Genomic DNA, 22,677 nt, shown 5'->3' with positions numbered 1-22,677 from the left:
CTTGTTTTTGGAATCTTTATCGGATAATTGGTATTACCAATTTACAATAGGCAGGCGCTTACGTTAGGGGAAGGGGCAGAGTGCTGTCAAAACGACCACCCTCGACATTGGTCCAATTGCGTTTGGTGATTGCTGTCAAATCAACCGGTAATCGGGGTATGCTGTTTTGGTAAGACCAATCTGAAATTCATCGAAATCCTCAGGTAGTGCACCCAATGGCCATCGGACACATTGCCCCCCGGCGCCTGGCCGACACCATCGTCGAGCAGCTGGAAACCATGATTCTGGAAGGAACCCTGCAGCCGGGCGAGCGGCTGCCGCCGGAACGGGTGCTGGCCGAGCAGTTCGGGGTGTCACGCCCGTCGCTTCGGGAAGCGGTGCAGAAACTGGCCGCCAAAGGGCTGCTGACCAGCCGTCAGGGCGGCGGCAATTTTGTCACCGAAAATCTCGGCTCCAGTTTCAGTGACCCGCTGATCTCGCTGCTGGAAGACCGCCCCGAGGCCCAGCGCGACCTGCTGGAATTCCGCCGTACCCTGGAGGCGGACTGCGCCTATTACGCAGCCCTGCGAGCTACCGAAGTGGACAGGGAACATCTCCAGGCCGCCTACGACGAACTCCAGGCTTGCTACGAGAAAGATTCCGAGCGGGATGTGGAAGCCGAAGGCGCGGCCGACGCCCGCTTCCACCTGGCCATCGCCGAAGCCAGTCACAACGTCATTCTGCTGCACACCATCCGCACCCTGTTCAACATGCTCAAGAGCAGCGTGGTAACCAACATCGGCGGCATGTACGCGAGAGAAGCGGAAACCCGGGAAGGCCTGAAGCAGCAGCACCGGCTGCTGTTCAGCGCCATCATGGAAGGGCGGGCGGATGACGCCCGGGAGATTGCCGGCACCCACATACAATACGTGCAGCAGGTGCTTTCCGAGCGCACCGAAAACCACCGGCGCCTGGAGCGGGCCATTCGCCGGGACAGCCTGACCCGAACCTGACGTTCAGAGTTTCTCCCAGACCGTCACTTCCGAGAAACTGTGCTGGAACTTGTTCCGGGTCTCCCGGATGACGAACGGCACACTGTGGGGATCCACCAGCAACCGGAAATGGGGCGCCAGCATATCCTGCAGGCCGTCAAAGGTGGTGTAGTCCTCGCCGTCCTTGCGGAAGCCACCGATCCAGGCCTCCCGGGGCGTGTATTCCTCCAGCCAGGTGTACGGGGAGGCAATGACCAGCAGGCCGTTCTCGGTGATGCGCTCGTGGATCGTGGTGAGGAACTTTGACGGCTGGTACAGGCGATCGATCAGGTTGGCCGCCAGCACCAGGTCGTAGCCGGTGAACCGTGGGCTGAGATCACAGGCATCCCCCTGATGGAACGCCACCCTGCCAACCGTATCCTCAAGCCCCAGGGACGCCAGGGTCCGCTCCTGGTAACTCACCAGTTCGCCCTCTTCCGGCCGGGCATAGCGCACCTGCTTCTGCTTCGCCATGTCCGCCGCTGATCTGACGAAGTTTTCTGAAAAGTCGACACCATCGACGTGGTCAAAGCGGGTGGCCAGCTCAAAGGTGGCCCGGCCGCAGGCACAGCCCAGATCCAGCGCCTTGCCGTGATCCCGACCGTTCATCGCGTCGAAACACAGCCGCGCCAGCTCCTGGGGGAAGTTCGGCTCGCCGTGCCAGGATTCACCAAAGTGGAACTCCAGGTACTGCGCCAGTGTGGTGTCGCTCTCGTAATAGCCGCTGGGCTCGTTCACGTGCATATCCTCGTTCCAGGGCCGATCCTGCCGTGAAGACAACGAATCAGTCGCCCGCCAGTTTCGGGTAAAGGGGCTCCACCACCGGTTTCAGCCCCTTGGCGTCGTCGATAAACAATTGCAGATGCGGGAAAGGTATCTCGATACCGGCGGCATCCAGCGTCTCTTTGATCTGTTCGAGGATCTCGGCCATGATCCTCGGCTGCACATCCAGGTTGTCGGGCGTGATCCACACCTGCGCTTTCAGATTGACCGAGGAATCCCCCAGACTCTCCATCAGCACCCTGGGCTCCATGCCCGCCGACTGCAATGCTTCCGGGTGGGCGTGCAAGACCGGCATGATGACTTCCCGGGCCGCTTTTGCCGACTCTTTGTAGGCGATGCCCACCGGAATGTTCAGTCGTGTCGCGCCCTCGGCGCTGTAATTGATGATATCGGAGGACGCCACGCTGTCGTTGGGAATCATGGTGAAGATGTTATCCCGGGTCCGCAGCCAGGTGGTGCGCAGAGCGATCTTCACCACCTTGCCATCCTGGCCGTTGATCGTCACCCAGTCCCCGATGCGAAAAGGCCGCTCGATCAGCAGGGTGATACCGGCGATAAAGTTGGAAAGCGTGGACTGGGCGGCAAAACCCACCGCGATACCGACGATACCCAGCCCGGCCACGATCGAGACCACGTCGAACCCGAACAGGGCAACGACCGTGACCACCGCGAAAGTGACCGCCAGCACCGAGAACAGGTTTTCTACCAGCTGCCGGATCGAGGGATCCATCCGGTAGCGGGTCATCGTCTCACGGATCAGCCGACCAAGGACCAGCCAGGCCACGAAGAAGCCGAGCGCCATCAACCCGGCCTTTGCCATCGCCGCCAGGAACGCGGCCCCCGCTCCGAACTGGGCCAGAATCACCAGTAACGCGCCTAGGCCCATGAGGTACCGCACGCCGATACGCACATGACCGAACAACGGATGGGCAGCCCGGCGCTTGCCAACCACCAGCCGGACCAGGCCGATCACAATCAGGTACGCGCCAACGAACAGGGCGACATAGAACACCGATATCAGCAACTGGCTGAAGGCATGGATCGCAAATGCTCCCCAGTCCAGCTCCCCGCCACCAAGCGCATTGACGGTATCCCCGAGGTTTTTCTTGAGCTGCTCGACCACAGCCCCGATAAAAGTCTCAGCCATTGCCCGCTTCCTTGTTATCAGTTCCGGCGCCTGTTCCGATCAACCGGGCCAGCCACGGCACCACTTCGGGGTAGGCATCCAGGTCCAGCACGAACTCCTGCCCCCGCGCTGCACTGGTCAAATAACACCAGGGTGGATCCCGGCGCCAGCGATCCGGGTTTGAATGATAGCTTAGCGCCGGTTTGCCCCCGACAGGAAAAAATTCCCCGGGCAGGCGCCATCGCGTGGCCAGCCGGGCCTGTGGGTCAGTCAGCAACAACTGCTCCTCAAGCCGCGGGAACACGCCACTTCCCTGCACCAGGGAGCCATGTTCCGGCAATCGCCAGCCGTCCGACGCCAGGTACAGGGTATTGCCCGGATCCGGTCCGCGGTAAAAGTGCGGGTGGTACCTGGCCCAGGGCAAGGCCTCCGGCGCCAGGTCGTCCACAGTCAGCGTCTGGCCCACGTGCAACCAGCCCCAGATGGCATGGAAGGGCCGGGTTCCGGGTACAAAGCGCCACCGCCGGCGCACCATCTCAGCCCTCCGGAATACGCCAAAGAACAGAAACAGATCGCCCTCACCCACACCCTGATTGCCCAGATGCCCCTGGGCCGAACCCGTCTGGCCAAGCAGGGGCCGCCAGCCTGGCTGTCGCGGAAGGGCTCCGGCCACCAGATCCGGATCCAGGTGCGCCCCGGAACCACCCCGCACCCGTCCACCGGAAAGGTCCCGGGCAATCTTTCCCAGACGGCGCGGCCCGAAAGACACGTCGTCATAACGGATTTGCGACAGCGGATCGGGAATCGGCAGGACACAGAGGGAACCATCGGGCAACACCGGGCTGGGACAGCCCCCGGCAGAGGAATCAAAGCCTTTCCGGCTCAGGATCAGTCGCACGCGCACTCCTGGATCAATGGGGTTTGGGCAGAGGAAAATGCTATCGTAGATTGTTGTCCAATGCGCCCCGACAGGCCGCTAATGGGAGACCACCATGAAAATTGTCTGTATTTCCGACACCCACGGCATGCATCGCCAGGTAAAAGTGCCCGACGGCGACCTGTTGATCCACGCCGGCGACTGTCTGGGCCAGGGCACGCTGGATGATCTTGAGGACCTGAACGACTGGTTCGGCAGCCTGCCCCACCGGCACAAGATCCTGATTGCCGGCAATCATGACTGGTGTTTCCAGGACGAACCGGAAGAGTCCCGCGTTCTGCTGACCCATGCCCATTACCTGCAGGACAGCGGCCTGGAGCTGGAAGGACTGAAGTTCTGGGGCAGCCCCTGGACTCCGGTATTCTTCAACTGGGCATTCAACCTGGAACGGGGACCGGAACTGGCCGAATGCTGGGAGCGAATTCCCGACAACCTGGATGTACTGATCACCCATGGGCCAGCCGCCGGCATCCTGGACACCGTGCCCAGTGGCACCGGCGACATCTCTGTCGGTTGCGAAGAACTGGCCCGGGTGCTTGAATCCCGGCCGCCCCGGCTCCACATTTTCGGGCACATCCATGAAAGCTATGGCCAGAAACAGGTCGGTAATTGCCTGCACGTGAACGCCAGCACCTGCACCGGTAGCTACAAGCCGTTAAACCTGCCTGTCGTTCTCGACCTTTGAGGAGCACCATGTCCAACCAACCTGACTATTCCCTGCTGGAGCTCGCCTCGGTCCGCGAAGGCGACTCCGTGGGTACTACGCTGGCGAACAGCGTCGCCTATGCCCAACACGCCGAAAAACTCGGATTCAGACGGTTCTGGCTGGCGGAGCACCACAACATGGAAGGCATCTCCAGCTCGGCGACCTCGGTACTGATCGGCCATATTGCCGGCAAGACCTCCACCATCCGCGTGGGCTCCGGCGGTGTGATGCTGCCCAACCACCCACCTCTGGTGATTGCCGAGCAGTTCGGAACCCTGGAATCGCTTTATCCGGGCCGGATCGATCTGGGCCTGGGCCGGGCTCCCGGCACCGATCCGGTAACGGCCCGGGCTCTGCGCCGGGACGGCCTGGGCGCCGAACAGTTCCCGGAAGACGTCGCCCGGCTGCAATCCCTGCTGGGACCGTTGGAGGCGGGCCAACCGGTGAAGGCGATTCCCGGCGCAGGCACCAATGTGCCGATCTGGCTGCTGGGCTCCAGCCTGTACAGCGCCCAACTCGCGGCCATGCGCGGGCTGCCCTATGCCTTTGCCGGCCACTTCGCACCGCGCCTGTTCCGGGAAGCACTCAGGGTCTACCGGGACAATTTCCAGCCTTCGGATCAGCTGGCCGAGCCCTATGCCATGCTCGCGGTACCCGCGGTACCCGCGGATTCCATGGAAGAAGCGCGCTTCCTGGCGACCACCAGCTACCAGAGAATCCTGGCGCTGTTCCGGGGCCAGCCGCTGTGGATGAAACCTCCGGTGGAAACCATGGAAGGCCTGTGGAATGCCGGTGAAGAAGCCAGTGTCCGGGATTTCCTCGGGCTGCAATTACTGGGGGATACCACCGCCATTCGCCAGCAGCTGGACGAGCTGCTGGCGACGGTCGAGGTGGACGAGCTGATGTTTACGGTGGACATCTACAACCCTGCAAAGCGCCGCCACGCCCTGGACATCCTGGCGGCTACCCGAGACGAGCGCACTGAATCCGCCACCTCAGTCAACTGAGGATCCCGACACCCCATGGAGGACAACCGAATGCCCCGAGAGACCATCCACCTGTTCCTGTCTCACGGCCTGGAAAGCGGGCCCGGCAGCACCAAGATCCAGGCCATGAAACAGGCGGCGGAAGCTTTCCCTGGTATTCGTGCCGAGGCCATTGACCATCGTAGCAGCAAGGATCCGGATGTACGCCTGCAACAGATGAAGGCGGCCATGGACCGCGCTGGTGCAGATCCGGCGCGCACGATCCTGGCCGGCTCCAGCATGGGCGGCTGGGTCTGCGCCCGGACTAGTGCCCTCATCCCGGTGCTGGGCTGCTTTCTGCTGGCACCGGCATTGGCACTGCCCCGCTACCCCCAGTCCAGCCCCGTTATTCAGGCCAGACACACCCGGATCATCCACGGCTGGGATGACGTTGTGGTACCGGTAATGCCGGTTCTGGAACTGGCCCGTGAGCAACGGCTCCCAACCCTGGTCCTGCCGGACGGTCACCGGCTCGAGAACAGTGTCGAGACCGTGGTGCGGGAATTCACCTTCTTCGTTGAAACCTGCCTTTCAGAACTGAATCCATCCTGAATTCATGTACTTGCGATCCGGCTAAAACCTGTATCCGGTGTTGGCTTATTTCCGCCATTTTCTTGCGAAAACGGCTTTGTTTTGCCAGTCTTTATAAACGTAACAATGGATTAACCTAAAATAACGAGCGGAGACAACCCGATGAGCAGCAAGAGTAAATTCAGGAAACTGGCTGGTATTTCAGCGCTGGCGTTCGCCGGCCTGACCGCGGCAAATGCCGTAAACGCCGCCAACTGGCGCTATGCCCATGAAGAATACGAAGGCGACGTTCAGGACGTATTCGCTTACAAGTTCAAGGAATACATCGAAGAAAACTCGGACCATACCCTGCAGGTTTATCGCTTCGGCGAGCTGGGCGAGTCTGACGACATCATGGAGCAGACCCAGGCCGGTATCCTGAACTTCGTAAACCAGTCCCCCGGTTTCACCGGCTCTCTTATCCCGGAAGCCCAGATCTTCTTCATCCCGTATCTCATGCCCACCGACATGGATACCGTGATCGAGTTCTTCCGTGAGAGTGAAGCGATCAACGAGGACTTCCCGGAGCTTTACTCCGAGAAAGGCCTGGAACTGCTGAAGATGTACCCGGAAGGCGAGATGGTCGTCACTGTCGACGAGCCCGTTACCAAGCCTGCGGACTTCAACAACAAGAAGATCCGGGTCATGACCAACCCGCTTCTGTCCGAAACCTATTCCGCCTTCGGTGCGACTCCGACCCCGCTGCCCTGGGGTGAGGTTTACGGTGCCCTGCAGACCAACATGATCCAGGGTCAGGAGAACCCGATCTTCTGGATCGAGTCCGGCGGTCTGTATGAAGTCTCCCCCAACCTGGTCTTCACCGGCCATGGCTGGTTCACTACGGCCATGATGGCGAACCAGAACTTCTATAACGGCCTGTCTGACGAAGACAAGAAACTGGTCCAGGATGCGGCTGACTATGCTTTCGAAGAGATCATCGTGCACATCGATGGTCTGGCCGACGAAGCTCTGGAGAAGATCACGTCCAAGAGCGACGAAGTCACCGTTACCCGCCTGACCGACGAACAGATCGAAGCCTTCAAGGCGCGCGCGCCGCAGGTTGAAGAGAAGTTCATCGAGATGACTGGCGAGCGCGGCAAAGAGCTGCTGAACCAGTTCAAGGAAGACCTGAAAGAAGTTCAGAACGACTGAACCTGAAGGAACGGCCACTGCCGGGCTTTCCCCGGCAGTGGCCCGGCTTAACCCCCGCCCCGCCGGGGATCCTTCCCGCCGGGAGCGACATGCTCTGGAGCAGAATCCATGTCCGAGAATTCCCCGGAGATCGAAGACGATACCGGCACCTATGAATCCGGATTGCCCGGCTTTCTTGGCACCATCGATGTCTGGATTTCCAAGATCGAGGCCGTAATGCTGGCCCTGGGCGTCATCCTGATGGCCGTCAATACCTGCGTGAACGTCATTGCACGGTTTGTCTTCGGTGAAGGCCTTTTCTTCAGCGGTGAGATCAACCGGATCCTCATCATCCTGATCACCTTTGCAGGGATAGGTTACGCCGCAAGGCACGGTCGCCATATCCGCATGTCGGCTGTCTACGACGCGATTCCCACCAAGGGGCGCAAGGTGCTGATGATCTTCATTGCCCTGTTCACCTCGGTGGTGATGTTTTTCCTCTGCTACCACTCCTACGGTTACATCGAGACGCTTTATAGCCGTGGCCGGATCCTGCCGGCTCTGGGATTTGAGATCTGGTGGATCTACATCTGGGCTCCGATAGGTTTTGCCATCACCGGCATCCAGTATTTCCTCACCGCCATCAAGAACTTCACCAGCAAGGATGTCTATCTATCCACTGGCGTTGTTGATGGTTACGCCGACACCGAATCGGAAGTATGAACCCCGCAGCTGAACTCAGGTAAGGACAAAAAATCATGGCAACTATAATGATGGTGATCATGATCGGGTTGCTGCTGCTTGGCTTCCCGATGATGGTTCCGCTGATTACCGGCGCGGTGGTCGGCTTTGTAATGATGTTTGACGGCTTCGGCCAGATGCAGACCTTCATACAGCAGATGATGGGCGGCATCCGGCCGGCGTCGTTGATTGCGGTACCGATGTTCATCCTGGCCGCCGATATCATGACCCGGGGCCAGTCGGCCGACCGGCTGATTAACATGGTCATGGCATTTATCGGCCATGTGAAGGGCGGCCTTGCGATCAGTACCGCAACTTCCTGCACACTGTTCGGCGCGGTCTCCGGCTCAACCCAGGCGACCGTGGTGGCCGTGGGTTCACCCCTGCGACCGAAGATGCTCAAGGCCGGTTACTCCGACCCGTTTACCCTCGCCCTGATCATCAACGCCAGTGACATCGCGTTCCTGATTCCCCCGAGCATCGGGATGATCATTTACGGGGTTATCTCCGAAACCTCTATCGCCGAGCTGTTCATAGCGGGTATCGGACCGGGCATTCTGATCCTGTTCATGTTCTCGATCTATTGCCTGATCTACGCCTACAAGAACAATGTGCCGACGGAAGAAAGAGCAACCTGGAAACAGCGGGCATTGTCTGTACGAGACGCTTCCTGGCCCCTGATGTTCCCCGTGATCATTGTCGGCGGTATCTATGGCGGGATTTTCAGCCCGACCGAAGCAGCCGCGGTATGCGTACTCTATGCCTTCCTGCTGGAGTTCATGGTCTTCCGGTCACTGAAGCTGAATGACATCTACAAGATCGCCAAGTCGACCGGTCTGATCACCGCCGTGGTGTTCATTCTGGTTGCGGTCGGTAACGGCTTCTCCTGGATCATCTCCTTTGCCCAGATTCCACAAACCATTCTGGAAGCCGTCGGCGTCAATGAAGCCGGTCCGGTGGGCGTGCTGATTGCCATCTGCGTGGCGTTCTTCATTGCCTGTATGTTCGTGGACCCCATTGTGGTGATCCTGGTGCTGACTCCGATCTTTGCCCCGGCGATCCAGTCCACCGGTCTGGATCCGGTTCTGGTGGGTGTACTGATCACGTTGCAGGTAGCCATCGGTTCCGCCACACCGCCCTTTGGCTGCGACATATTCACCGCCATCGCGATCTTCAAACGGCCCTACCTTGAGGTGATTCGCGGAACACCGCCATTCATCGTCATGTTGGTCACGGCCGCGGGCCTGATTATCGCGTTCCCGGATATTGCCCTGTTCCTGCGGGACGTGGCGTTCAGGGATTAATGGAGAGACTCTAGGGTCCTTAAGGAGAAACTCATGTTCAAAAGAATCCTGGTCGCGGTGGATGGTTCCAAGACCTCACTGAAGGCGCTGGACAAGGCCATCGATCTCCAGAGACTGATTCCCGAGGCCGAGATTTACATCCTCTGCGTGTACAAACACCACAGCCTGTTCGAGGCCTCATTGTCGATCGGCCGCCCGGCCGACATGGACATCCCGGACAAAGTACTTTCGGAGTATGCAAAGGGAGTGGTAAACCATGCCAAGGAACTGGCGAAGGAGCATGGTGCCACCAAGGTGCGGGGCTTTGTGAAGGCCGGACGGCCTTCACGGGTGATCATCAAGTTCGCCCAGGACAAGGAAGCGGACCTGATCGTGGTCGGTACCAAGGGCACCAACAGCGACAAGGACGGCATGTTCCTGGGCAGCGTGTCCCACCGGGTGGCGTCCCACGCCAAGTGTCCGGTTCTGGTGGTCTGACACTCCATCCCGTCCGGGATAGCGCCGTCAGGCGTTATCCCGGGATCGTCCCATGGCCACGACCGCCAGCAACGCAGAACCCACCATCAGCAACAGCGCCACCGCATTCAGTACCGGTGTGGACCCTTCCCGCAAACGATTGAACAACGCCACCGTCAGCGGCGTATCGCTGCCGGTGAGCATCACCGTGGTGTTAAAGTTCTCGAAGGACATCAGGAACGCCATCGCCGCTGCCCCGAGGATCGACGGCATCAGCCAGGGCAGCGTTACCGTAAACCAGGCCACCACGGGTGTGGCACCCAGGTTCAGCGCCGCCTCTTCCAGTTGCGGATCAAACTTGCGCAGGCGGGCGGCGATCACCAGGGTGGCAAGCGTGGCGATGAAGGTCACCTGCCCCATTACCACCAGCGTCATCCCCGGCCGGAAAACATCCAGCTCGACACCCCACAGCCGGGAGGCATCATTGGCCATGCCGCTATAGAACACCAGGATCGACACCCCCAGAATCACCCCCGGAATCACCAGCGGCAGCAGCATCAGCAGGTACAGGAACTCCTTCCCGCGGAATTCCAGGCGCTCGAACAGCACCGCATTGACGCACCCCAGGGCAACACTGGCCACAGTGACCCAGAAGGCGATCCTGGTACTGACCCAAAGCGCCGAGAGCAGACTGTCATCATGAAACAGCCCGGTACGACCCGCCGAACCATCCGCCAGGTACCAATCGAGAGTAAAGCCTTTCCATGGAAGAGACGGAAACGGAGCATCATTAAATGCAAACACCGCCGTCACCGTCAGCGGCAAGGCCAGGTAGACGAAAAACGCCACCAGGTAGGCCAGGTAGAGGCCATCAAACCAGCGGGAGCGGGGAACGGACCGGATCATGCCGTCACCCCATGACCTTGCGCAGGGACTGGCCGGAGAGTTTCAGACCCAGCCAGACGATGATCGACGACAATACCAGCAGCAAAACACCGAGAGCCGCGCCCTGCTCCCAGTTAAACCGGGTGATGAACTGGGTAAAGATCTGCTCGGTGAACCAGGCGCTGTCCTTGCCACCCATGAGAATGGGGGTGAGGTAGCTGCCGAGGGTCAGCATGAACACCACGATGCAGCCGGAGACAATGCCCGGCATTGCCCAGGGCACCACTACCTCACGCAGCACGGTCAGGTGGTTGCCCCCGAGGTCGTAACCGGCTTCCACCAGATTCTCGTCCATCCCGTCCAGGGTGGTGACCAGGGGCACCACCATGAACAGCAGGCCGTTGTAGACCAGGCCGATGATCACGGCCACATCGTTGTAGAGCATTTCCACCGGGCCATCAGCCCAGCCCAGGGCCTGCAGCCAGGAACTGAACAGGCCACTCTCCCGCAGCAGGATCATCCAGCCATAGGTGCGTACCAGCTCACTGGCCCAGAAGGGCACCAGACACGCCAGAAACAACAACCCCCTGGCACGGCCGCGCGCCAGCCTCGCGATGTACCAGGCAATGGGAAAAGCAATCAGCAGGGTGAGAAACGTGGTGAACAGCGACATCACCCCGGTTCGGACAAAAGTGCGCCAGTAATAGGACTCGGTAAAGAAGTTCTGATACTGCTCAAGCCCCCACGCCAGGGTGTCCCAACTCTCCCGGACCTGAAACGAGACCCTCAGCATCTGCAGATGGGGCAACAGCACCAGCAACACAATCCACAGCAGGAAGGGGGTGAGTAGAAGCCAAAGGGAAAGTCGACCGGCACCGGCGTTCATGCGGCCCCCGCGGCAAACACCCGTGCCAGCATCGGGTCCCAGGCCAGCTGGACACTGGCACCCTCGCGCAACCGGGGTGCCGAGCCGTCCTGGGGCAGACGGGCATACAGGGTCTGGCCGGAGCTTTCGGCCTCAAGACGACTATTGGCGCCATCAAACAGGGTAGCGGTCACCGATGCTCTGAGAGCCGAGTATTCAGGCCTGAGGGCCTCTCCCCCCAATACCAGGGATTCCGGGCGAATGAACAGGTCTGCCCGCTCACCGATTGGCGGCGCGGTCTGGCCGAGTCGGCCGCGAACCTGGCTGCCATCATCCAGCCGGAGTTCCGCCAGCCCGTCCTGCACGGCCATCAGCTCGCCAGCGAGGCGATTGTTATCGCCGACAAATCCAGCTACAAACGGGGTGGCCGGCTCCCGGTACAGTTCTTCCGGCGGAGCCACCTGCTCAAACCGACCATCCTTCATCACCGCAACCTGATCTGACATCACCATGGCCTCGGACTGGTCGTGGGTGATGTACACGAAGGTGGTGCCGAATGCCTTCTGAAGATGTTTCAGTTCGATCTTCATCTGCTCCCGCAGTTTCAGATCCAGGGCCCCCAGGGGTTCATCCAGCAACAACAGGGTCGGCTCCAGCACCAGGCAGCGGGCCAGGGCCACACGCTGGCGCTGGCCCCCGGAGAGCTCGCCGGGATTCCTGTTTTCCATGCCAGGCAGCCCCACCTGCTCCAGCACCCGCGCGATCCGGGTACGGCGCTCGGCGGCCGGTACTTTCTGACGCTTCAGGCCATAACCAATGTTGTCTCCCACCGACATAGTCGGGAACAGGGCCAGGTGCTGGAATACCATGTTGACCGGGCGCCGGTTCGGCGGCACATCGTTCATGCGGGCGCCGCGAATGTGGATATCCCCTTCATCAGGCCGGTCAAAACCCGCCAGCAACCGCAGCAGGGTGGTCTTGCCGCAGCCCGAGGGGCCCAGAATCGAGAAAAACGTGCCCGCAGGCACGTCGAGGGAGACATGGTCCACCGCGGCATTGCTACCGAAGCGGCGGACCAGGTTCGAGCAGAACAGGTCGGACTCGATCCCCATGGAGATCAGTTCGCTGCCTGGACGCGGTCCAGCACCTGCCCTTCCAGGGTCTCCAGTCCGGGAGGTACCGGCGGATACCACTTGATGTTGTTGATCGCCTGGTCATTGAAGCTGGCCCGGTAGGCATCCCGCAGCTCCGCCCGGACAAACTCGTCCGCGCCTTTGGAAGCAGTGAAGTTACCCGAGGCATTGGTGATCCGGGCGGCAATCTCCGGCTGCATCACGAAATTGATCCACTTGTAGGCGGCTTCCTCGTTTTCGCTGCGGCGCGGAATCGCAAAGGTATCGATCCAGCCCAGGGCACCGGAGTCCGGAGCAACGAAACGGATCTTCGGGTTCTCGGCGTTCAGTTTCCAGCCGCCGGCATCCCAGGCCATGGCCGCGGTTACTTCACCGGTGCGCAGCAATGCCAGCAGCTGGTCTCCACCGGTCCAGTAGGTCTTCACATTACTCTTGCAGTCGATCAGCTTGTCTTCCACTTTCGCCAGGATCGACTCGTACTCGTCACGGTCGTTATAGGCCGCAAAGGGATCCATACCCATGGCAAAGGCAAATCCGATCAGGGTCGGGCGCTTGAGACGGTAACTGACCTTGCCGGCCACCGCCGGGTCGCACAGGTCGGTGTAGTCGCTAACCGTATCCGCCACCGAGCGGTGGACGATCAGGCCGCTGGTGCCCCAGACCGAAGGCACGCCGTAGAACTCGCCATCAAGCTCGGTGGAATCCTGGGTTGCCTTGACCATGGACGGCTGCAGCTGATCGGTGTCGACCCGGCTGAAATCGATGGGCTTGTAGATATTGAACTGGCGCTGAACGCCGATAATCCGGTCCTGGCTGGGCTGGGCCAGATCGAAGCCGGCACCGCCAGTGGCCCGGAGTTTGGAGATCATGTCCTCATTGTTGGAGAGAGTGACCTTCACATCGATACCGGTCTCTTCTTCAAACTGGGCCACCACATCATCCGGGGCATAGCCGCCCCAGGTAATCAGTCGCAGCTCTTCAGCATACAGGCTGCCGGAAAAGGTGACAGCGGCGAGGAAGGTGGAGCCAAGCAGTGCGGATGTCCTTGCGGTGCGCGATCCCATGATCTTTGTATCTCCTGATAACGGTAGGTAACAAGTTTGCTAACCAGTTGTTATCAGGAAGGTATAGACCATGTATGTCAGTTTTGTGAAACCCCATTCACAAAAAACGGAGGCCGAGGCCTCCGTTCCGGATTCACTTGTGCACCGGGCTGACATCACCGCCCGGACTTGAGCATCTCCCAGTACTTGGCGTAGACCTGCAGCGCCTCGTCTCCGATATCCACCTGGAACTCGGCATTGGTCATGTCCTCAGGCGTCGGGTAGCTGGCGCGGTTGTTGGCCACGTCATCCGGCAGCATTTCACGGGCGGCCAGGTTCGGGGTGGCGTAGCCGATCTCCTCGCTGATCAGTGCTGAGATTTCCGGCTGCAGCACGAAGCTGATGAACTGGTGGGCGGCTTCCGGGTTCTTGGCGTTCTTGGGAATCACGAAGCTGTCCAGCCAGGCAATAATGCCCTCTTCCGGATAGACGTATTCCAGTGACGGCATGGTTTCCTCGGCCATCACCGCTTCGCCGTTCCAGATCATGCCGACATCGGTCTCGCCTTCCAGGTAGGGCACCCGGGGAGCATCGGAATTGAAGGTACGCACGGACGGCATCAGCTCAGTGAGCTTCTCGTAGGCTTCCTCGATCTGCTGCGGATCGGTGCTGTTACCGGAGTAGCCCAGCACCCGCAGGCCAACGTGGAAGACTTCCCGCATGTCGTTGGTGAGCATCACCCGGCCTTCAAAACGCTCATCCCACAGGTCGGCCCAGGCGGTCACTGGCTCGCCTTCAACATCGTCGGTGTCCACGGCCAGACCAGTGGTGCCCCACAGGTAGGGAATACTGAATTTGTTGTCCGGGTCGATGTCGAGGTTGACCAGCTCCGGATCGAGCTTGTCGAAGCCTTCGATCTTGCTGCGGTCGATGGGCATTAGCAGGCCTTCCTGGCGCATCTTGCTCACGTAGTAGGTGGAGGGCACGGCCAGGTCATAGGCAGCGCTTTCATCCAGCAGCTTGAGCTTGGCATACATGGCTTCGTTGCTGTCGTAGGTGGTGTAGACCACCTGGATGCCGGTCTCTTCCTCGAAGCGCGTCAGCACTTCCTGCGGCATGTATTCGGACCAGTTATACAGGTTGAGAACCTTCGGCTCCTCGGAACTGCAGCCAGTCAGGCCTACAGCCAGCAGGCCGGCCAGTGCGAGTTTCTTCATCGTTTGCTCCTTGTAAGAATCCATTGCGACAACATCAGCATAACCAGTGAAAACACCAGCAACAGCGTACCCAGGGCGTTCACCTCGGGCTTGAGCCCCACCCGCACCATGGAGTAGATGCGCAGGGGCAGAATTTCATAACTGGGGCCACTGACAAAGGTGCTGACCACCACATCGTCCAGTGACAGTGTAAACCCCAGCAGCCAGCCTGCCAGTAATGCCGGCATGATGACCGGGATCAGTACCGTCCGGGTCATGGTGAAATCGGAGGCACCGAGATCCCGGGCCGCCTCGGGCAGACTCTCGTCAAAGCCGCTCAGCCGGGCCATGACGGTAATCACTACGAACGGCAGACAGAAGGTGACATGAGCCAGCAGCAGGGAGACATAACCGAGCTGGATGCCCACCAGCAGGAACAGCGCCAGCAGCGAAATCGCCAGCACAATCTCCGGCGACATCATCACCACGAACAGCATCCCGTTGAGCACTTTCTTGCCCCGGAACCGGTACCGGTGCAGGGCCAGCGCCGTCAGTGCCCCGATAATGGTGGACACAGTGGCGGCTGATAGCGCCAGCCAAAGCGAGTTCCACATCGCCTCCACCATGGCGTTGTTGTTGAACAGGGACTGGTACCAGCGCAGACTGAGGCCGCCCCAGGTATAGCCGCTACGGGAATCATTGAAAGAGAACACCACCAGCACACCGATCGGGATGTACAGCAGCAGATAGACCAGAACCAGATAGGCTCTTGGCAACCACCGGGTCATCACGCGCCCTCCTCACCGATGCGTTGCTTGCTCAGGCGGTGGGCCAGCATCAGGATGGCCATGGTGATGGTCAGGACAATGCTGGCAGCCGCACCGAACGGCCAGTTCCGGGCATCCAGGAACTGGTTCTTGATGACGTTACCCACCAGCAGATTGCGGGAACCGCCAAGGATGTCAGGCACGAAGAACAGACCCATGGCGGGCAACAGCACGAGCATAACGCCCGCCAGAACCCCCGGCAGGGTCAGCGGCACGATCACGTGGATAAAGGTGGCGAAGCGGCCGGCACCCAGGTCATGGGAGGCCAGCAGCAGTTCCTGGCGCAGGTCGTCAAACACCGAATACAGCGGCAGGATCATGAACGGGAGCAGCAGATAGACCAGGCCGATGATCACCGCGCCCTCGGTGTAGAGCATCTGGATCGGCTCATCGATCCAGCCCAGGCCCATCAGGGAACTGTTGATCAGGCCATTGGTGGCCAGCAGCATCTTGAGGGCGTAGGTACGCACCAGCGAGTTGGTCCAGAACGGCACGATCAGCAGGAAGATCAGCAGCAGCTGATGCTGTTTGCCCAGTTTCGACAGAGCCCAGGCAAAGGGATAGCCGATCAGCAGACAGACCAGGGTCGTCATCGCCGCCATGTAAAGGGAATGCAGGAAGACCTCGAGGTACAGCGGGTCGAACAGCTGCCGATAGGCATCCAGGTTCAGGGGCAATGAGATGAACGTACCCGGATCCCGCGTCATCACGCTGGCACCCACCACCAGCAGGTTCGGCGCCAGCACCAGGAACAGCAACCAGCCCCACACCAGCACCAGCACCGCCGTCCTGAACGGTTGCCGGGTAATGCTAGGCATCGGTCAGTGCATCCTCATGGACAGATTCATCCGCCTCCTCCGGGAGCAACCACTCCCAGCCATCGACCCAGCTCACCTTCACCGGTTCACCCAACCGGTAATCGAAGGCGGGATCATCCTCATCAAAAAACTCGCTGGCCAGTACTTCGGTGCCGTCTTCCAGGTGGATCACCGAGTCCAGGGTACTGCCCTTGTAGTTGCGCTCGACGATCTTGCCGGCCACGCCCTGCTCATCGGCCGGATCGAGCACCCGGATGTCCTCGGGGCGCAAAAGCACGTGCAATGGCTGCCCTTCCCGTACCGGGAAATCCGGGCGGCGCAGGGTCCGTTTCAGGCCGAACACATCCACCGTGATGGAGCCGTCATGGATCGACTCCACTTCGCCCGGAAAGAAATTGGTTTCACCGACGAAGCGCGCGGTAAACAGGTTGGCCGGGCGCTCGTATACTTCCCTGGGCGTGCCCAGTTGCTGGACCAGCCCATCCTTGAGCACCACCACCCGGTCGGACATGGACAGGGCTTCTTCCTGGTCATGGGTGACAAACACGAAGGTGATGCCCAGCTCCCGCTGCAACCGCTTCAGCTCCACCTGCATGGTCCGCCGCAGCTTGTAATCCAGGGCCGAAAGCGGTTCATCCAGCAGCAACAATCGCGGGCGCTTGACCACCGCCCGGGCAATGGCCACGCGCTGCTGCTGGCCACCGGACAGCTGATGGGGCTTGCGGCGCATGTAATCCTGCAGCTGCACCATCGCCAGCGCTTCCTCGACGCGCTCACGAATCTCTTCCTTGGGCCGCTTCTCCATTTTCAGGCCGTAAGCGACGTTGTCGAACACCGACATGTGCGGAAACAGCGCGTAGTGCTGGAATACGGTGTTCAGGGGCCGGTGTTCCGGCGGGGTACCGGTCAGGTCATCCCCGGACAGGGTAATGGTGCCGGCATCGGGACGTTCGAAGCCCGCCATCAGGCGCAGCAAGGTGGTTTTACCACAGCCTGACGGCCCAAGCAGGGTAATGAATTCCCCGTCGTAGATGTCCAGGTTCAGGGAATCCAGAACGGTTTTGCCGTCGAACTGTTTGGTGAGGTTACTCAGAGAAAGCAGTGTCTTTTTCATCGGCCCTGCCCGGAAAGTGAGCCCGCTATTTTTCCAGAAAGCGTAGCAAACAAAAAGGGGCGTCGGGGTAATCCGAAACCCCGACGCCCCTTGTTTTCAGGACCTTAAGCGTTTTGGGCGATCACTCGCCGGCAACACTGTTCAGGTAGGCCTTGTCCGAAATGTTGATCCAGGGACGTACCTGCTTCAGGTAGTCACGCTGGGAGGTGATGATTTCCTTGGCCAGCGGGTCCTTTTCCGCCGCTTCTGCGAGCAGACGGTCAGTGGTTTCGCGCAGTGCCTCGATAACCTCCGGCGGGAACACCTTGTGGGTCACATCCGGATAATCCTCTTTCATCTTGTCCCAGGCAATACCGCTCTCATGCACACTCTGAATGTACATGTCATACGCTGCGGTACGCATGGCGACCGTCAGAATGTTCTGCAGGTCGGCAGGAAGTTTTTCCCAGGTCTTGTTGTTGATCAGGAACTGCACCTCGGCACCCGGCTCCTGCCAGCCAGAGTAGTAATACTTGGCGATCTGGTGGAAGCCCATGGGGAAATCGAGGGCCGGGCCCACCCACTCAAGGGCGTCAATGGTGCCACGTTCAAGAGCGGTATACAGCTCGCCCGGCGGCAGGTTGGTGACCGCCACACCCAGCTCGGACATAACTTCGCCGGCAAAGCCCGGGGTACGCATCTTCAGGCCCTGGAGATCCTCCACGGAGTTGATTTCCTTGCGGAACCAGCCACCCATCTGGTTGCCGGTATTACCGCCCGGGAAGGACAGCAGACCGTGGGGCTCATAGACCTTCTGCATGAGTTCCATGCCACCACCGTGGTAGAACCAGGCGTACATTTCCGGGGCAATCAGGCCGAACGGAATGGTGGTGAAGTACATGGCATTGGGGATGGTGCCCTTGTAGTAGTACGAGGCGGTGTGGCCCATGTCGTACTGGCCGGTGCGCACCAGGTCGAAAATGCCGAAAGGCGCCTTGTGCTTGTTGGCGGCATCCACCCGGACTTTCAGCCGGCCATCGGACATGGCTTCGACCATGTCAGCGAAGTGCTCGGTGGTTTCCCCCAGGATTGGCGAATTCGGTCCCCAGGTCTGAGCCAGGCTCAGGGTATAGGTTTCCTGGGCCAGCGCGGACGCGCTGAACGCCGACGCCGCAACAGCCACAGCGGCAAAGAAAGACTTGCGTAAATTCATGGTGTTGGCTTCCGTTTTTTATAAGTATGAAAAGGTATTTCGGGTCCATCTCCATCATAGCCTGCTAACGGCCTTGAGCCAATCTTTGTCATAAATCAACGGCAGGCCCTGCGACATCATGCCACACAGGCACTAGGCTATTATCGAACCCTCTTGATTCGGACTTTTCCATGAAGCACCTGTTTCTCGTCCGTCATGCCAAGTCCAGTTGGGCGGATGAAGCCCTCAGCGATCACCAGCGCCCGCTCAACAGCCGTGGCGAAAGCCAGCTCGCTCCGCTTGGCCGGGCACTGGTCCGCAGCGGTGCCTTCGGTGGCACCATCCATGCCAGCGATGCAGTCAGGGCACAGCAGACCCTCGCGGGCGTTGTTCCGGAGGGATTTCCCGACAACCGAATTCACATCACCCCCGAGCTTTACACCTTCGACTACCGACGGCTCCTGCACTGGCTCAAAGCCCTGGACGACGGGGAAGAGACCGTCACCATCATCGGCCATAACCCCGCCCTGCTGGAACTGGCCGAGCACCTGCTCAAGCATCCCCCCGCAAACCTGCCCACCGCCGGCTTTGTTCATATACGGTTACCGGACAAGCCCTGGCGCAAGATGGCGGCCGGCAAAGGTCGGCTCGAAGCCTTCCTCACGCCCAGGGAATTCAGCTACCAGCAGTTCGACCGCAAACGGAAAAAACGGGCCCGGACCACCGGCGACGAGCCCGGCCGCGACATTCCCGAGGCCCTGTCACATCAGCTTCAGCGCATGCGGGAACTGGAACCGGGGGTCAAGGTAGGGCTGGATGATGAGTTCCTGCACCAGTTCCGGATTGCCATCCGGCGCAGCCGGGCCATTGTCGAATCGGTGGAGGAAGTCACCGGAGACAAATCCCTGGACCAATCGATCAGGCAACTCAAGCGCAACGCACGCGCCACCAGCAGGCTCCGGGACCTGCACGTGTTCCTGCAGGATCTGCCGGCACTCTGTGAACACAACAGCGAGCTGCAAACCGCCCTCGGCACCTGGGCAGAAACCGAGGCAGACCAGGAGCACCACGCCCTCGTCAAACGGCTCGGGAGCAAGCGCTACCGGGACGCCATGCACCGCTGGGATAATCAGATTCATTCCCGCCAGTTCCGGAAACTGGCCAGCCGGCTGACGCCAAAAGACATCCGGAAAGCGGTAGAGAACCGTATAGGGGAGTTCAACAGGCGTACCGCCGAGTTGCTCCACAACTCACCGGACGACGACATTCACCGGCTCAGGAAGCTGCTCAAGCGTATCCGCTACCTGATGGAGCTGGATGCCAAGGGCTGGAAACAATCACTCAAGACCCTGAAATACCGGCAGGAGCTCTATGGCCGGTTCCAGGACCTGCACGTGCAGGTCGAGCTGGTCAAGGCCTTCAGAACGCGCGCACCGGAAACGCTGCCGGGGGCCGTCGATGGTCTGAAGGAGAGACTGGAACAGCAGAAAGCGGACGCCAGACGCCAGATACTCGCACTAGGAGGACTCGATGGAGCCCCAGTATGACACTGTCTGCGATGAACGCTGGCTGCCAAGCGTCCGGCATCAGGGTTGCTCGTCCGGCGGCGCGCCCTGATCGCATTTCTTGCACTCCAGCTCAAAGCCCAGCATGGACCGACGGCCCTCTTCGGTGGTGACCCAGGGACGGTTCACCCAGGGCGGATCATGGCGCACATGCTGGTTATGGCCGCAGGCAAGCTGGGCGACCCAGTGGTTCTCTTCGTCCCGGTGATAACCGGTGATGGGCTGTTTCATTGCGGTGCTTTCCTTCCATTCCAGGCCGACCAGGAATAGATGGCCAGCGCCAACCAGATCATGACAAAACTGGCCAGCTTCTCACCACTGAGGGGCTCCTCGAACACAAACAGGGCAATGAGGAACTGGATGGTCGGGTTGATGTACATGAGGAATCCCACCGTCGCCAGCCGCAAGCGGCGGGCAGCACCGGCGAACGCCAGCAGCGGGATGGCAGTGACGATACCGGAAGACAGCAACAACAGCATCATGCCGGTGCTGTCGGAGAAGTGGGATACACCCTCACTACCAAGCCAGGCCCAGGTCAGCAGGCTAACAGGCAGCAGCAGGAGCGTTTCCACAAAGAGGCCGGAGAGCCCATCCAGTTCCACTTTCTTCCGCAACAGGCCATAGGTGCCGAAACTGAAGGCCAGAATCAGGGTGATCCAGGGCACGATGCCCAACAGGAACAACTGGTACAGGATGGCCACGGTGGCCAGCACCACCGCGATGGCCTGCAGGCGGGTAATGGTCTCCCGGAGAATCAGCATGCCCATGGCAACGTTTACCAGGGGCGTCAGGAAGTAGCCAAGGCTGGCCTGGAGGACATGGCGGGTTTCCACCGCGTAGATATACACGCCCCAGTTCAGGGCAATGAACACGGCGCAGCCGAGCACGAAGCCCAGCTTGCGGGGCCTGGCCAGGGCCGATCTGACCGGTTGCCAGCGCTGCATGAGCGTGATCACGATGGCGAGGAACAGGCAGGACCAGATCACCCGGTGGATCAGGACCTCCCAGGCCGGCACCCCCTCGAACAGGGCGAAATACAGGGGAAAACTCCCCCAGATGGTATAGGCCGCGAGGCCGTAGAGAACGCCCTTGGTCGTCTCGGGTGTGGCTGCTTTCATAGGTTCCTCATTATCCAGCCGGTCAATCTACCACAAGGCGGATGATGAGCGCCCTTGAACTAACGGCTTACCGGCAACAGGCCTTGAATTTTTTCCCGCTGCCGCAGGGGCATGGTTCGTTTCGACCGGGTTTGAGCTTACCTTCCTCGGTCTGACCGGAAAGGTAATACCAGCGGCCATCCTCCCGGACAAAGTCAGAGTTTTCCTCCAGATAGCCCCAGCCGTCACCGGCACGATAAACAGCGCGAAAATGGACCCTGCCCCTGCTACCCTGTTCCGTGCTATCGAGGATCTGAAGATTCACCCAGTCCGGCGACCCTTCCAGGCCCAGTTCCGGAGGACGGGTATCGGGATGCCAGGTCGCAAGCAGATAATCCGCCCGCCCCTGGACAAATGCCGTATACCGTGACCGCATCAGCGCCTCCGGCGACGGCGCCGGTTCACCCCGGTGCCACGGGCCGCAGCATTGTTCATAGGTCTTGCCCGAGCCGCATGGGCAGAGGCTGTTTGACTGGTCGGGCATCATTTCGTGGGTTTGCTCCGGTTTGGTTGTGGAGCACCAAAGTGTATCAAGTTCAGAAGGATGAAAAGGCTTGTTTGACCTTTCCGTGGCACAGCTCCTCCTGGCCAACCTGGCCATTATCGCCGGTGCCTGCCTTCAGGGGGTTGCCGGCTATGGTATCGGCACCCTGTCCGCGCCCCTGCTGTTCCTGATCAGCCCGACACTGTTGCCGGCTCCCCTGGTGTTGAACGCCACTCTGCTTACCATTCTAATGCTGATCCGCAATCGCGGCGCCCTGGAAATCCGGCAGGTGCGCTTTGCCATCGGTGGCGGGTTTATCGGCATGATTCTCGCCGGCGTTACCCTGGCACTGATCTCCCCGAAAGGGTTTGAACTGATGTTCGGCATCCTGATCCTGGCCGGCGTTGCCCTGAGCGTGGGCGGTCTCAAACCCGGTCTCAACGCCCGCAACAGCGCCATCGCCGGTGCCGCTTCTACCTATATGGGCACCATCACTGCCGTCGGCGGGCCACCGATTGCCCTGATCTACCAGAATGAAAAAGGCCCACTGGTGCGCGCGAATATGTCCGCGTTCTTTCTTGTCGCCAGTTTCTTCAGTCTGACCGCCCTGGCACTGTCCGGTTATCTGGG

At 60.2% G+C, this 22,677-nt stretch carries 25 protein-coding genes; 10 read left to right on the top strand and 15 right to left on the bottom strand.

The genetic code is table 11. The features are described 5' to 3' along the window. Positions 1-215 precede the first annotated feature (215 nt). Entirely contained in the window at positions 216-992 is a 777-nt protein-coding gene (locus tag ACESMW_RS06940; RefSeq protein ID WP_372986330.1) for a GntR family transcriptional regulator, read from the top strand. Between the two features lie 3 nt (positions 993-995). On the opposite strand, the gene ACESMW_RS06935 is transcribed toward ACESMW_RS06940, so the two are convergent. The 3 genes from ACESMW_RS06935 to ACESMW_RS06925 are packed head-to-tail and all read right to left on the bottom strand — an operon-like array spanning position 996 to position 3,817. Further along, entirely contained in the window at positions 996-1,748 is a 753-nt protein-coding gene (locus tag ACESMW_RS06935; protein ID WP_372986329.1) for a putative 4-mercaptohistidine N1-methyltransferase, read from the bottom strand. A 46-nt stretch (positions 1,749-1,794) separates the two neighbouring features. Continuing rightward, entirely contained in the window at positions 1,795-2,940 is a 1,146-nt protein-coding gene (locus ACESMW_RS06930) for a mechanosensitive ion channel family protein (RefSeq protein ID WP_372986328.1), read from the bottom strand. Then, positions 2,933-3,817 (bottom strand): hypothetical protein, encoded by an 885-nt coding sequence (locus tag ACESMW_RS06925; RefSeq protein ID WP_372986327.1) that lies wholly within the window; start codon positions 3,815-3,817, stop codon positions 2,933-2,935. The genes ACESMW_RS06930 and ACESMW_RS06925 overlap by 8 nt, the downstream gene beginning before the upstream one ends. Before the next feature lie 94 nt (positions 3,818-3,911). Between ACESMW_RS06925 and ACESMW_RS06920 the strand changes: the two genes are divergently transcribed. The 7 genes from ACESMW_RS06920 to ACESMW_RS06890 all read left to right on the top strand — a co-directional run bounded on the left by ACESMW_RS06920 (position 3,912) and on the right by ACESMW_RS06890 (position 9,810). Next, on the top strand, positions 3,912-4,541 hold the full coding sequence (locus tag ACESMW_RS06920; RefSeq protein ID WP_372986326.1) for a metallophosphatase domain-containing protein: 630 nt from the start codon (positions 3,912-3,914) through the stop codon (positions 4,539-4,541). A gap of 8 nt (positions 4,542-4,549) precedes the next feature. Further along, positions 4,550-5,569, top strand: a complete 1,020-nt coding sequence (locus ACESMW_RS06915; RefSeq protein WP_372986325.1) for an LLM class flavin-dependent oxidoreductase — start codon at positions 4,550-4,552, stop codon at positions 5,567-5,569. Positions 5,570-5,599: 30 nt separating this feature from the next. Next, positions 5,600-6,139, top strand: coding sequence for a YqiA/YcfP family alpha/beta fold hydrolase (locus ACESMW_RS06910; protein ID WP_372986324.1), 540 nt, complete (start codon positions 5,600-5,602; stop codon positions 6,137-6,139). 141 nt (positions 6,140-6,280) lie between these two features. Next, the gene (dctP, locus tag ACESMW_RS06905; protein ID WP_372986323.1) at positions 6,281-7,309 is read left to right on the top strand and encodes a TRAP transporter substrate-binding protein DctP; all 1,029 of its coding nucleotides are present in this window, start codon (positions 6,281-6,283) and stop codon (positions 7,307-7,309) included. A gap of 108 nt (positions 7,310-7,417) precedes the next feature. Next, positions 7,418-8,011, top strand: coding sequence for a TRAP transporter small permease (locus ACESMW_RS06900; RefSeq protein WP_372986322.1), 594 nt, complete (start codon positions 7,418-7,420; stop codon positions 8,009-8,011). Between the two features lie 35 nt (positions 8,012-8,046). Beyond that, positions 8,047-9,333 carry a TRAP transporter large permease gene (locus tag ACESMW_RS06895; protein ID WP_372986321.1) on the top strand — a complete coding sequence of 429 codons (1,287 nt, stop codon included), beginning with the start codon at positions 8,047-8,049 and terminating at the stop codon, positions 9,331-9,333. Positions 9,334-9,366: 33 nt separating this feature from the next. Beyond that, on the top strand, positions 9,367-9,810 hold the full coding sequence (locus ACESMW_RS06890; protein WP_372986320.1) for a universal stress protein: 444 nt from the start codon (positions 9,367-9,369) through the stop codon (positions 9,808-9,810). A 27-nt stretch (positions 9,811-9,837) separates the two neighbouring features. On the opposite strand, the gene ACESMW_RS06885 is transcribed toward ACESMW_RS06890, so the two are convergent. From ACESMW_RS06885 to ACESMW_RS06845, 9 genes are all read right to left on the bottom strand, one after another. Beyond that, the gene (locus tag ACESMW_RS06885; RefSeq protein WP_372986319.1) at positions 9,838-10,695 is read right to left on the bottom strand and encodes an ABC transporter permease; all 858 of its coding nucleotides are present in this window, start codon (positions 10,693-10,695) and stop codon (positions 9,838-9,840) included. A 4-nt stretch (positions 10,696-10,699) separates the two neighbouring features. Next, positions 10,700-11,560: an ABC transporter permease gene (locus ACESMW_RS06880; RefSeq protein ID WP_372986318.1), complete on the bottom strand. Its 861-nt coding sequence runs from the start codon at positions 11,558-11,560 to the stop codon at positions 10,700-10,702. Next, entirely contained in the window at positions 11,557-12,651 is a 1,095-nt protein-coding gene (locus tag ACESMW_RS06875; protein ID WP_372986317.1) for an ABC transporter ATP-binding protein, read from the bottom strand. The genes ACESMW_RS06880 and ACESMW_RS06875 overlap by 4 nt, the downstream gene beginning before the upstream one ends. A 5-nt stretch (positions 12,652-12,656) precedes the next feature. Continuing rightward, the gene (locus ACESMW_RS06870; RefSeq protein ID WP_372986316.1) at positions 12,657-13,736 is read right to left on the bottom strand and encodes an extracellular solute-binding protein; all 1,080 of its coding nucleotides are present in this window, start codon (positions 13,734-13,736) and stop codon (positions 12,657-12,659) included. Positions 13,737-13,891: 155 nt separating this feature from the next. Beyond that, on the bottom strand, positions 13,892-14,932 hold the full coding sequence (locus tag ACESMW_RS06865; RefSeq protein ID WP_372986315.1) for an extracellular solute-binding protein: 1,041 nt from the start codon (positions 14,930-14,932) through the stop codon (positions 13,892-13,894). After that, positions 14,929-15,699: a spermidine/putrescine ABC transporter permease PotC gene (gene potC / locus ACESMW_RS06860; RefSeq protein WP_372986314.1), complete on the bottom strand. Its 771-nt coding sequence runs from the start codon at positions 15,697-15,699 to the stop codon at positions 14,929-14,931. The genes ACESMW_RS06865 and potC overlap by 4 nt, the downstream gene beginning before the upstream one ends. Beyond that, positions 15,699-16,556: a spermidine/putrescine ABC transporter permease PotB gene (gene potB / locus ACESMW_RS06855; RefSeq protein WP_372986313.1), complete on the bottom strand. Its 858-nt coding sequence runs from the start codon at positions 16,554-16,556 to the stop codon at positions 15,699-15,701. The genes potC and potB overlap by 1 nt, the downstream gene beginning before the upstream one ends. Further along, on the bottom strand, positions 16,549-17,670 hold the full coding sequence (gene potA / locus ACESMW_RS06850; RefSeq protein ID WP_372986312.1) for a spermidine/putrescine ABC transporter ATP-binding protein PotA: 1,122 nt from the start codon (positions 17,668-17,670) through the stop codon (positions 16,549-16,551). Before potA ends, potB begins: the two co-directional genes overlap by 8 nt. Positions 17,671-17,791: 121 nt before the next feature. Next, complete coding sequence (locus tag ACESMW_RS06845; protein ID WP_372986311.1) at positions 17,792-18,862, bottom strand: TRAP transporter substrate-binding protein; 1,071 nt, start codon at positions 18,860-18,862, stop codon at positions 17,792-17,794. A 170-nt stretch (positions 18,863-19,032) separates the two neighbouring features. On the opposite strand from ACESMW_RS06845, the gene ACESMW_RS06840 reads away from it, so the two are divergent. Continuing rightward, positions 19,033-20,388, top strand: a complete 1,356-nt coding sequence (locus ACESMW_RS06840) for a CHAD domain-containing protein (RefSeq protein WP_372986310.1) — start codon at positions 19,033-19,035, stop codon at positions 20,386-20,388. A 39-nt stretch (positions 20,389-20,427) separates the two neighbouring features. Here the strand turns inward: ACESMW_RS06840 and ACESMW_RS06835 are convergent, their stop codons facing one another. The 3 genes from ACESMW_RS06835 to ACESMW_RS06825 all read right to left on the bottom strand — a co-directional run bounded on the left by ACESMW_RS06835 (position 20,428) and on the right by ACESMW_RS06825 (position 22,047). After that, positions 20,428-20,637 (bottom strand): DUF3565 domain-containing protein, encoded by a 210-nt coding sequence (locus ACESMW_RS06835; protein WP_372986309.1) that lies wholly within the window; start codon positions 20,635-20,637, stop codon positions 20,428-20,430. After that, positions 20,634-21,524, bottom strand: a complete 891-nt coding sequence (gene rarD / locus ACESMW_RS06830) for an EamA family transporter RarD (RefSeq protein ID WP_372986308.1) — start codon at positions 21,522-21,524, stop codon at positions 20,634-20,636. The genes ACESMW_RS06835 and rarD overlap by 4 nt, the downstream gene beginning before the upstream one ends. A gap of 67 nt (positions 21,525-21,591) precedes the next feature. Further along, positions 21,592-22,047: a YchJ family protein gene (locus tag ACESMW_RS06825; RefSeq protein ID WP_372986307.1), complete on the bottom strand. Its 456-nt coding sequence runs from the start codon at positions 22,045-22,047 to the stop codon at positions 21,592-21,594. Positions 22,048-22,117: 70 nt separating this feature from the next. On the opposite strand from ACESMW_RS06825, the gene ACESMW_RS06820 reads away from it, so the two are divergent. Continuing rightward, on the top strand, positions 22,118-22,677 hold a 560-nt coding region (locus ACESMW_RS06820), incomplete at its 3' end, for a sulfite exporter TauE/SafE family protein (RefSeq protein ID WP_372986306.1).

The sequence above is a fragment of the Marinobacter sp. genome (assembly GCF_041690455.1).
GTDB lineage: Bacteria > Pseudomonadota > Gammaproteobacteria > Pseudomonadales > Oleiphilaceae > Marinobacter.
Note: the sequence above shows the minus strand (reverse complement) of the source record. Positions and strands in the feature narration are given on the sequence as shown.

Bases quoted from the DNA above. Each gene is read 5' to 3' on its own strand.
- ACESMW_RS06845 (WP_372986311.1), bottom strand. From the start codon at position 18,862: ATGAATTTACGCAAGTCTTTCTTTGCCGCTGTGGCTGTTGCGGCGTCG.
- ACESMW_RS06895 (WP_372986321.1), top strand. From the start codon at position 8,047: ATGGCAACTATAATGATGGTGATCATGATCGGGTTGCTGCTGCTTGGC.
- ACESMW_RS06930 (WP_372986328.1), bottom strand. From the start codon at position 2,940: ATGGCTGAGACTTTTATCGGGGCTGTGGTCGAGCAGCTCAAGAAAAAC.
- rarD (WP_372986308.1), bottom strand. From the start codon at position 21,524: ATGAAAGCAGCCACACCCGAGACGACCAAGGGCGTTCTCTACGGCCTC.
- ACESMW_RS06910 (WP_372986324.1), top strand. From the start codon at position 5,600: ATGCCCCGAGAGACCATCCACCTGTTCCTGTCTCACGGCCTGGAAAGC.
- potC (WP_372986314.1), bottom strand. From the start codon at position 15,699: ATGACCCGGTGGTTGCCAAGAGCCTATCTGGTTCTGGTCTATCTGCTG.
- ACESMW_RS06880 (WP_372986318.1), bottom strand. From the start codon at position 11,560: ATGAACGCCGGTGCCGGTCGACTTTCCCTTTGGCTTCTACTCACCCCC.
- ACESMW_RS06890 (WP_372986320.1), top strand. From the start codon at position 9,367: ATGTTCAAAAGAATCCTGGTCGCGGTGGATGGTTCCAAGACCTCACTG.
- ACESMW_RS06870 (WP_372986316.1), bottom strand. From the start codon at position 13,736: ATGGGATCGCGCACCGCAAGGACATCCGCACTGCTTGGCTCCACCTTC.
- dctP (WP_372986323.1), top strand. From the start codon at position 6,281: ATGAGCAGCAAGAGTAAATTCAGGAAACTGGCTGGTATTTCAGCGCTG.
- ACESMW_RS06875 (WP_372986317.1), bottom strand. From the start codon at position 12,651: ATGGGGATCGAGTCCGACCTGTTCTGCTCGAACCTGGTCCGCCGCTTC.
- ACESMW_RS06865 (WP_372986315.1), bottom strand. From the start codon at position 14,932: ATGAAGAAACTCGCACTGGCCGGCCTGCTGGCTGTAGGCCTGACTGGC.
- ACESMW_RS06840 (WP_372986310.1), top strand. From the start codon at position 19,033: ATGAAGCACCTGTTTCTCGTCCGTCATGCCAAGTCCAGTTGGGCGGAT.
- potB (WP_372986313.1), bottom strand. From the start codon at position 16,556: ATGCCTAGCATTACCCGGCAACCGTTCAGGACGGCGGTGCTGGTGCTG.
- ACESMW_RS06825 (WP_372986307.1), bottom strand. From the start codon at position 22,047: ATGCCCGACCAGTCAAACAGCCTCTGCCCATGCGGCTCGGGCAAGACC.
- potA (WP_372986312.1), bottom strand. From the start codon at position 17,670: ATGAAAAAGACACTGCTTTCTCTGAGTAACCTCACCAAACAGTTCGAC.
- ACESMW_RS06835 (WP_372986309.1), bottom strand. From the start codon at position 20,637: ATGAAACAGCCCATCACCGGTTATCACCGGGACGAAGAGAACCACTGG.
- ACESMW_RS06915 (WP_372986325.1), top strand. From the start codon at position 4,550: ATGTCCAACCAACCTGACTATTCCCTGCTGGAGCTCGCCTCGGTCCGC.
- ACESMW_RS06940 (WP_372986330.1), top strand. From the start codon at position 216: ATGGCCATCGGACACATTGCCCCCCGGCGCCTGGCCGACACCATCGTC.
- ACESMW_RS06920 (WP_372986326.1), top strand. From the start codon at position 3,912: ATGAAAATTGTCTGTATTTCCGACACCCACGGCATGCATCGCCAGGTA.
- ACESMW_RS06900 (WP_372986322.1), top strand. From the start codon at position 7,418: ATGTCCGAGAATTCCCCGGAGATCGAAGACGATACCGGCACCTATGAA.
- ACESMW_RS06885 (WP_372986319.1), bottom strand. From the start codon at position 10,695: ATGATCCGGTCCGTTCCCCGCTCCCGCTGGTTTGATGGCCTCTACCTG.